Origin of the sequence: Paraglaciecola sp. (assembly GCF_039942875.1) — a bacterium.
Taxonomy (GTDB): domain Bacteria; phylum Pseudomonadota; class Gammaproteobacteria; order Enterobacterales; family Alteromonadaceae; genus Paraglaciecola.
This window is the reverse complement of record NZ_JBDVBQ010000017.1, coordinates 1-2,711: the sequence shown is the minus strand read 5'-3', so window position 1 is coordinate 2,711 and position 2,711 is coordinate 1. Positions and strand designations below refer to the sequence as shown.

Annotated in this window: 2 protein-coding genes and 1 pseudogene; 1 reads left to right on the top strand and 2 read right to left on the bottom strand. The window is 37.4% G+C overall.

The features are described from left to right. Positions 1-163 precede the first annotated feature (163 nt). Entirely contained in the window at positions 164-1,627 is a 1,464-nt protein-coding gene (locus ABJE44_RS05005) for a hypothetical protein (protein ID WP_348112601.1), read from the bottom strand. A 218-nt stretch (positions 1,628-1,845) separates the two neighbouring features. Here ABJE44_RS05005 and ABJE44_RS05000 point away from each other — a divergent pair. Next, positions 1,846-2,001, top strand: a pseudogene (locus ABJE44_RS05000) (IS110 family transposase); the annotation flags it as partial. Between the two features lie 35 nt (positions 2,002-2,036). Here ABJE44_RS05000 and ABJE44_RS04995 read toward each other — a convergent pair. Continuing rightward, on the bottom strand, positions 2,037-2,507 hold the full coding sequence (locus tag ABJE44_RS04995; protein WP_348112603.1) for a tetratricopeptide repeat protein: 471 nt from the start codon (positions 2,505-2,507) through the stop codon (positions 2,037-2,039). Between the last annotated feature and the right edge of the window lie 204 nt (positions 2,508-2,711).

The following is a 2,711-nucleotide window of genomic DNA, read 5'->3' as shown; positions in this document are numbered from 1 at the left end:
TCGTTTCATTATTTAGGCTTGCGGGGCTTCGTAGATAAGCATTTCATATTGCTTTGCGAGCAATATGAAATGGCAGAATTAAATCTCAGAACTATGATTGCAGACAATTTTAATGGTTGAATATTCGTGGGGATCCCTCAGACTCTGACCCTTTAATTGTGATTTAGACAACCTTTGAAGCAGAGACTTTTGGTGATGCATCAATTATCACTATGTTGTCAGCCCCTTCCTGTCCCATAGCTTTCAGGATTCTATTTACCTTTGCTATTTCTGGATTTGTATAGCAGAGGATGACTTTGATGTCAGAGATAGATTTAGATGCCTTCTTGTATATCTCTGTTTGATTTTTAAGATTGTTTTTCAACGATGAAGATCTGGCCAATTTAAACTCTATAATAGTGGAGTCACCACTACCGAAAGAAACCTTATAGTCAGCTGGCCCTCGACCGTTGTTTACTTCAGAGTTCACGTCATATGGTGACGCATACCAAGTTAGCCTAAACACGCGCTGAATAGTGTCTTCGGAAGCTATAGGCTTTCCTTTTTGGTAGAAAATTCTATAACCGTCATTATTTTCTATATTGTCTTTGAGGAAATTGGCTCTCTGAAGTGCTTCGTTATAGCTATTAGGTTTGACCTCGAAGAAATCACTAGATTCGAGTAGGTTCTCACAAAAAAGCGAAAGAGTGTTAATGAGCTCGCCACGTATTTTTTCAATTTTTTCTTTAGAGAGCTTGGTGGATTTATCTTTATTGTCTTCTTTTTGCTTTATGTAATAATCCAGAATCTCAGGAAATTCATTTATTGTTTTTGATACAGCGTGCTCAATATCTTTTTTCTTTGCCGATATTGGTAAGACTTTAAGGAAGTATGAATTTACCGATTCGCGTAATGCAGAATTACTGATTGATCTAGCTATTCTTCTGAAGTTACCCGACAGCTCACTGTGGCATATAAATACTTCATCTTTTGTAAGTATATCTAGAGGGGTTAATAAAATGAAATCGCCATCTTCCTCAAGGTGGAAGTATGGTAGCTCAAATTCCTTTGGTTTCCATACCATTAGTGCTTTATCATAAGAGCATCTAACACTGAAGATTTTTCTTTGATGAGGCTGCAGGGATTTTCTGGCAAAGCTTTGAGTGTATTCAAGTAGATATTCAAGCATTAAATTAGTGGCGAAGTCACTAATAAAATCCTTTCCAATCCCCGCTCCAACAAGAGTAAGTTTCTCAATGTGCGTAGCCGACGATATTGTCTCTTCGCCGAAATTGGAATAGAACCCGTTGAATGCAGCAATTATATCTTTAGCAAATTTTGCGCCCAGACCTTTACCATTATTCCCATACTTGCAGAGACCGAGCCAATTTTGTTTTATCTCTGGGAATTTGAAGAGATTAACATTTGCGTTGCTCCCCTCATTTACTGCAATGTTTTTCAGCAAAATAAGGTGGGAAACGATTTTATCATGCTGCTCTTTATAGTCAGGCTTATCTGATGCAAATAGTAGAAATGGATCAATAAAAAGTGGTAAATCTGACGTTAAACAAATGTTCAAAGCTCCGTGAGCATCCAGTTCTTGTTCATCTATCTCAAAATATTCTGAGAATATTAATTTGACGCTCATAATCTTCCTTGGAGTTAACAATTTAATAGAAGGTGTGGCGCTATTTTCACTTTTTCATCATGCCATCTATTAGGAGTTGAATTTAGCTTACTTTAGTCTAATTTATTAACCTAAACAATGAGTTGTCGACAACCAAAAAAGTTAATTAATGTGAAAGCTGATGCCTTATGGCGAAGCCATACTTTTGATTTAGTCTAATACCTAGACACCCAAGATAAAATAACCCAGTATTTAAAGACACATATCAACGATTAGTCGCCGCAGTAAAACCTAAAAAAGTAGCTATTATTGCTTGTATCAGAAAGATGGTTGTTATCTTGAACTCAATGCTAAGAGACGGCGTGATGTGGGAAGCGCCTAAGGCTAAAAATTAACTATTGACGCCATAGTCTCTTTTTTAGGCATTTACCTACTGCACATATGGACCTAGATTTAATTTTACATCTGGGTAATCATCTAATACTTCACTGAAATTTGGTAAAGTTGCCTTGCCGATTTGAACAGCATTTTTGTAATCTGCAATAGATTGCTCAACATCACCAAGTTGTTCATATGCCAAACCTCTTCTCCAAAATGCAAAAGCATAATCTGATTGGAACTCTAGTCCCTTATTATAGGATTCTATTGCCTTTTTATAGTCTCCAGAATCATGCTGTAGCCAGCCAAGATGGTAATAAAAGCGCATCCCTTTTTCCGATTTAGAAGAATCTAGACATATTGAAAGTTCTGACATTTGGTTAAATGCAAGTTCAAGATTCCCTGACATCCGATTGGACTTAATGCTGTCAAGCGAACTCCAGCAATCCACAGGATTTTTCTCTTTACAGGCAGAAAGACAACTAAGAACGAGTAAAGTAAATAGAATTTTAATTGTTGTCACGAGTAACTCCAAGATGCCTAACGTCCCACTAAAACGCGCGCTTTTCAGCGTCGTTTTTAAGTGGCTTGTGTACGCCCAGCATGGGCATGAACTAATGAGGTGAAAGTCCTCTGTAGGAAGATCACCGTTTATATAACTTACCGTTATTAAACGTTAACTACTAGCGAATGGCAAGGGCCAAGCCGTGAGGTTTGGTCTGAAGGA